Raw genomic sequence first — 5,048 nt, forward strand, 5'->3', positions numbered from 1 at the left:
TTTCGACTCGTCACAACCCTGAATTCACCATGTTGGAGTTCTACCAGGCCTACGCCGACTACGAAGACAACATGGACCTGACCGAAGAACTGTTCCGCGAACTGGCGCAGCTGGTTCTGGGCAGCACTGACGTGCCGTACGGCGACAAGGTATTCCACTTCGGCGAGCCGTTCGTGCGTCTGTCGGTGTTCGACTCGATCCTCAAGTACAACCCTGAGCTGACTGCCGATGACCTGAACGACATTGACAAGGCTCGTGCCATCGCCAAGAAGGCCGGCGCCAAGGTGCTGGGCTTTGAAGGCCTGGGCAAGCTGCAAGTGATGATTTTCGAAGAGCTGGTCGAGCACAAGCTGGAGCAGCCGCACTTCATCACCCAGTACCCGTTCGAAGTGTCGCCGCTGGCCCGTCGTAACGATGACAACCCGAACGTCACCGACCGTTTCGAGCTGTTCATCGGTGGCCGTGAAATCGCCAACGCCTATTCCGAGTTGAACGACGCGGAAGACCAGGCCGAGCGTTTCATGGCGCAGGTGGCCGACAAGGACGCCGGCGACGACGAAGCCATGCACTACGACGCCGACTTCGTTCGCGCGCTGGAGTACGGCATGCCGCCAACGGCGGGTGAGGGCATCGGCATCGACCGCCTGGTGATGTTGTTGACCAACTCACCGTCGATCCGCGACGTGATCCTGTTCCCGCACATGCGGCCGCAAGCGTAAACGTTTCAGTTAAAAAGCCGCCGAAATAGGCGGCTTTTTATTGCCTGTCTGGTACAAACGTATCAAATGGTTACTTTGAAGTGAGAGAGGAATTCCTGTCGTGAACGGTGCAATGGCTCAAGAAGGTGCAGCGGGTGTCGCCACTGCGGTCGCTGAAAGTGTTCAGTACCAGGGGCGCAAGGCCAGCCGACAGGGCAGCGAACAGCGTCGACAGGATATTCTCGATGCTGCGATGCGCATTGTCGTGCGTGATGGCGTGCGGGCCGTAAGGCACCGTGCGGTGGCCGCCGAGGCTGAAGTGCCCTTGTCGGCGACCACCTACTATTTCAAGGATATCGATGACCTGCTCACCGATACCTTCGCCCAGTACGTGGAACGCAGCGCGGCCTACATGGCCAAACTGTGGGTGAACAATGAAGGCTTGCTGCGGGAAATGATCGCCAGTGGCGACGGCAGTGCGCAGGCGCGTTCGAAACTGGCGGACGACATTGCGCGCTTGATGGCGGACTACGTTCATCGGCAACTGGTCACCCGTCGTGAACACTTGATGGCCGAGCAGGCGTTCCGTCAGGAAGCGCTGTTGAACCCGCGCCTGGCCCAGTTGGTGCGTTCGCATCAGCAAATCCTGTTGCAGGGCTCTTGCCAGCTCTTCAAGGTATTGGGTTCGCGCGAGCCACAACAGGATGCCAAAGTGTTGACGGCTATAATCGGACGGATGGAATATCAGGGCCTGCTCAACGAAGCCGAGCCGGTCGCCGAAGAGGAAATGCTCGGTATCCTGACGCGGTACATGCATTTGGTGTTGGCGTCGGTGTAGCGCGAACCCCTGTGTGTAGGCGCTGCCGCAGGCTGCGATCTTTTGACTTTGATTTTTTAAAAACAGGATCAAAAGATCGCAGCCTTCGGCAGCTCCTACGCATGAAAAGGCAGTGTGATCTTCAAAGGGAGTGTTGAATGAAAGCCTGGCGTGTCGTAGTGATCGCCTTGTCGTTCCTGCTGCTCAGCGGCTGCCTGGTCACCTTCAAGGAGCCGCTGCCCACGAGTGAGCCCGCGCCCAAAGGGTTGCTCGGCAAATGGACCAGTACCAACGCCTGGGGTGAACCGGTGAATCTGGAACTGACCCGCGTCGGCGACAATCGCTATCAGGCGGTCAGCTACTTCCGGGACAAACCCAGGGAGCGCGAAGCTTATCCTTTCACCGTGTCGCGCCACGGCGATCGTTGGTATCTCTCCTCGAAAGTCCCGGCGCAGTTCGGCGGCAATTACACCATCGGCGGCTTTGAACTCACCGACGAGCATGAGCTGGTGGTGTACAACCTCGACCTTGAGCAAATCAAGCAGGCTGTGGGGCACAATGCCCTGAGCGGCGAAGGCTTCCAGACTGATGACGGCGATGGCGTGTTGATCAACAACCAAAGCGACCAGGTGTCCGCTTACCTGGATGACCCGGCCAATTCCGATGTGTTCGTCGAAGTGGCGCGTTTCCAGCGTCAGGCCAAAGCCAAATAAAAGTCGGGCATATAACAGTTTTTTCAGGAGTTTCGGGTGGACGATTACCAGCAGTCGATACGCATTTTGTCCGATCGCATTGTGCTGGCGCAGACGCCAATCCGCGTTCTCGATGCCGTCAAATGGGACGAAAATATTCGCAAGGGTTTCCTCAAGGCCAAGGGCAAGGAAATGCCCGCTGTGGACCGCGACTACTATCTGAATCGGCCACTGGCGTTCGATTCCAGCAAAGTGAAGCTGGAGTTCCAGAACATCGAGCGCGACATCACCCGTCAGCTTGGCCAGTTCAACCCGGTTGGCCAGATCATGCGTCGCATGTGCAAGGAATACCGCATGGTGGTGCGCATGCTCGAAGCACGCGGCACCGAGGATTTCGGCCTGATTTCCCAAGAGTTGTATGGCGCTGCTTCCGACGCGTTCCACGCCGGCGACCCGACCCTGTCCGACCTGGGCATGATGTTGTCCGAGTACCTGAACAACATCGACGGTCGTGGCGACCTCAAGGATGAGCCGAAGACGTTGACGGCCAAGGACGCTGTCAGCCTGTTGCAACACCGCTTGAACAGGGTGTTCGGCGAGGCCGAGGAAACCATCCGCGTATTCGAGTCCGACGGTATCGTCGCCGATGCGGCGGCGGGTGCCGACTACATCAAGATCCGCACCGACGCGATGTTCAATGAGCGCGACGTTCGCGCCCTGGAAGTCCACGAAGGGCTGGTGCACGTCGGCACCACCCTCAACGGTCTGAACCAGCCGATCTGCACCTTCCTCGCCAAGGGTCCGCCCTCGTCGACGGTGACCCAGGAAGGCCTGGCGATCCTGATGGAAATCATCACCTTCGCCTCTTACCCCAGTCGCCTGCGCAAACTGACCAACCGCACCCGAGCCATTCACATGGTGGAGGAGGGCGCGGACTTCCTGCAGGTGTTCGAGTTCTTCCGCGAGCAAGGTTTCGAGATGCCCGAAAGCTACAGCAACGCCAGCCGCGTTTTCCGTGGCTCGGTGCCGACAGGTCTGCCATTTACCAAAGACTTGTCCTACCTCAAGGGCTTCATCATGATTTACAACTACATTCAACTGGCCGTGCGCAAAGGCAAGTTGGAGCAGATACCGCTGCTGTTTTGCGGCAAGACCACTCTGGAAGACATGCGTACTTTGCGCCAGTTGGTGGACGAAGGACTGGTGGTGCCGCCCAAGTACTTGCCGGAGCAGTTCCGCGACTTGAACGCGTTGTCGGCCTGGATGTGCTTCTCCAACTTCCTCAACCACTTGAGCCTGGACCGGATCGAGGCGGATTACTCCAATATTTTGTGAACAACCGATCTCTTGTGGGAGCGGGCTTGCCCGCGATGGCGGCTTAACATTCAACTTTAATGTTGCCTTACACACCGCTATCGCGGGCAAGCCCGCTCCCACAGGTACTTTGTTTTCCACTGGACCGTGTTTCAACCATCTTTTGCGAGGTTTCAACGGATGAGAATCCTCGGCATCGTCTGCCTCCTCCTGGCCCTGAGCGGTTGCAGTTCGTTCCTGTTCTACCCCGAACCCGGCCAGATGTTCACTCCGGCAAAAGCCAAGCTCGAATACCGCGACGTCACCCTGACCACCGCTGACGGCCTCAAGCTGAACGCCTGGTGGTTACCGGCGAAAAAGGGCGTCGAGGTCAAGGGCACGGTGCTGCACCTGCATGGCAACGGCGGCAACCTGCCGATGCACCTGGGCGGCAGTTACTGGTTGCCGGAGCACGGCTATCAAGTGTTGCTGGTGGACTATCGCGGTTATGGCCTGTCCGAAGGCAAGCCAGAGTTGCCCGAAATTTATCAAGACATAGACGCCGCGTTCAAATGGCTCGACGAGGCGCCCGAGGTCAAGGGCAAGCCGCTGATCCTGCTTGGCCAGAGCCTCGGCGGGTCATTGGCGGTTCATTATCTGGCTCAACACCCCGAGCGGGAAAAACAGCTCAAGGCTTTGGTGCTCGACGGCGTGCCCGCCAGCTACCGCAGCGTCGGTCAATTTGCCCTGAGTCATTCATGGCTGTTGTGGGCGTTTCAGGTGCCGTTGTCCTGGCTGGTGCCGGACGGCGACAGTGCGATCAACTCCATGCCCCAACTCAAGTCCGTGCCGAAACTGATCTACCACAGCATCGACGATCCGATCGTGCCTCTTTCCAACGGCATCCGTCTGTATCAAGCTGCGCCGCCGCCGCGGGTACTGCAACTGACCCGTGGCGGTCATGTGCAGACGTTCGGCGACCCGGTCTGGCGCAAAGTCATGCTGCGTTATCTTGACGACCCGCAGCATTTCAACGGCCTGCGCCGCCTGGGCGAGATCCCGAATTACCCGGCACCACCGAATTCAGAAGATGAACCATCAGAGAGTCCGCAATGAGTGAAGAACGTAACGCCATCCCGCTGATCATCACCGGTATCTGCAGCATCCTCGGCACCGTCGGCGCACTGTGGTGGTATGGCTACCTGCATTTCGCCAAACCAGAGGATGCGTTGCTGCTCAACGAATTCACCATGCTGAAAACCGTGCCGGGCGAAGACTACAAAGTCTCCCTGGAGCCGGCAGCGCAAGTGGCGCAGTGCATCGATGGCGTGCTGGTGCTGTTCGACACTGAACAGAAAGGCCTGACGGGCGTACTGATCAACGACCGCAAGAAAGCCGTGCGTTGCATGGGGCAGGAAACGCCGCAGAAGCTCGAGCAATAAACTGATTTTCGCAGGCAACACAGAACCAATGTGGGAGCCAGCCTGCTGGCGATAGCGATTGAACATTCAACATTGATGTTGACTGATACACCGCTATCGCCAGCAG

6 protein-coding genes are annotated in these 5,048 nt (G+C 58.3%); all 6 read left to right on the forward strand.

Annotation, left to right across the window (positions count from 1 at the left end; genetic code table 11):
- Positions 1-719 (forward strand): amino acid--tRNA ligase-related protein (locus tag ACRESJ_RS32360; protein WP_431761546.1); only part of this gene is annotated, 719 nt, incomplete at its 5' end.
- Between the two features lie 112 nt (positions 720-831).
- On the forward strand, positions 832-1,536 hold the full coding sequence (locus ACRESJ_RS32365; RefSeq protein WP_431761550.1) for a TetR/AcrR family transcriptional regulator: 705 nt from the start codon (positions 832-834) through the stop codon (positions 1,534-1,536).
- 137 nt (positions 1,537-1,673) lie between these two features.
- Positions 1,674-2,228 (forward strand): hypothetical protein, encoded by a 555-nt coding sequence (locus ACRESJ_RS32370; protein WP_431761547.1) that lies wholly within the window; start codon positions 1,674-1,676, stop codon positions 2,226-2,228.
- Positions 2,229-2,264: 36 nt separating this feature from the next.
- Positions 2,265-3,542 carry a flavohemoglobin expression-modulating QEGLA motif protein gene (locus ACRESJ_RS32375; RefSeq protein ID WP_431761548.1) on the forward strand — a complete coding sequence of 426 codons (1,278 nt, stop codon included), beginning with the start codon at positions 2,265-2,267 and terminating at the stop codon, positions 3,540-3,542.
- 159 nt (positions 3,543-3,701) lie between these two features.
- Positions 3,702-4,616, forward strand: a complete 915-nt coding sequence (locus ACRESJ_RS32380; protein WP_431761549.1) for an alpha/beta hydrolase — start codon at positions 3,702-3,704, stop codon at positions 4,614-4,616.
- Entirely contained in the window at positions 4,613-4,942 is a 330-nt protein-coding gene (locus tag ACRESJ_RS32385; protein ID WP_095197123.1) for a hypothetical protein, read from the forward strand. Before ACRESJ_RS32380 ends, ACRESJ_RS32385 begins: the two co-directional genes overlap by 4 nt.
- Positions 4,943-5,048 lie beyond the last annotated feature (106 nt).

Source organism: Pseudomonas sp. (assembly GCF_050739655.1).
GTDB lineage: Bacteria > Pseudomonadota > Gammaproteobacteria > Pseudomonadales > Pseudomonadaceae > Aquipseudomonas.

Coding starts and splice junctions, on each gene's coding strand:
- ACRESJ_RS32365 (WP_431761550.1), top strand. CDS start 832: ATGGCTCAAGAAGGTGCAGCGGGTGTCGCCACTGCGGTCGCTGAAAGT.
- ACRESJ_RS32370 (WP_431761547.1), top strand. CDS start 1,674: ATGAAAGCCTGGCGTGTCGTAGTGATCGCCTTGTCGTTCCTGCTGCTC.
- ACRESJ_RS32380 (WP_431761549.1), top strand. CDS start 3,702: ATGAGAATCCTCGGCATCGTCTGCCTCCTCCTGGCCCTGAGCGGTTGC.
- ACRESJ_RS32385 (WP_095197123.1), top strand. CDS start 4,613: ATGAGTGAAGAACGTAACGCCATCCCGCTGATCATCACCGGTATCTGC.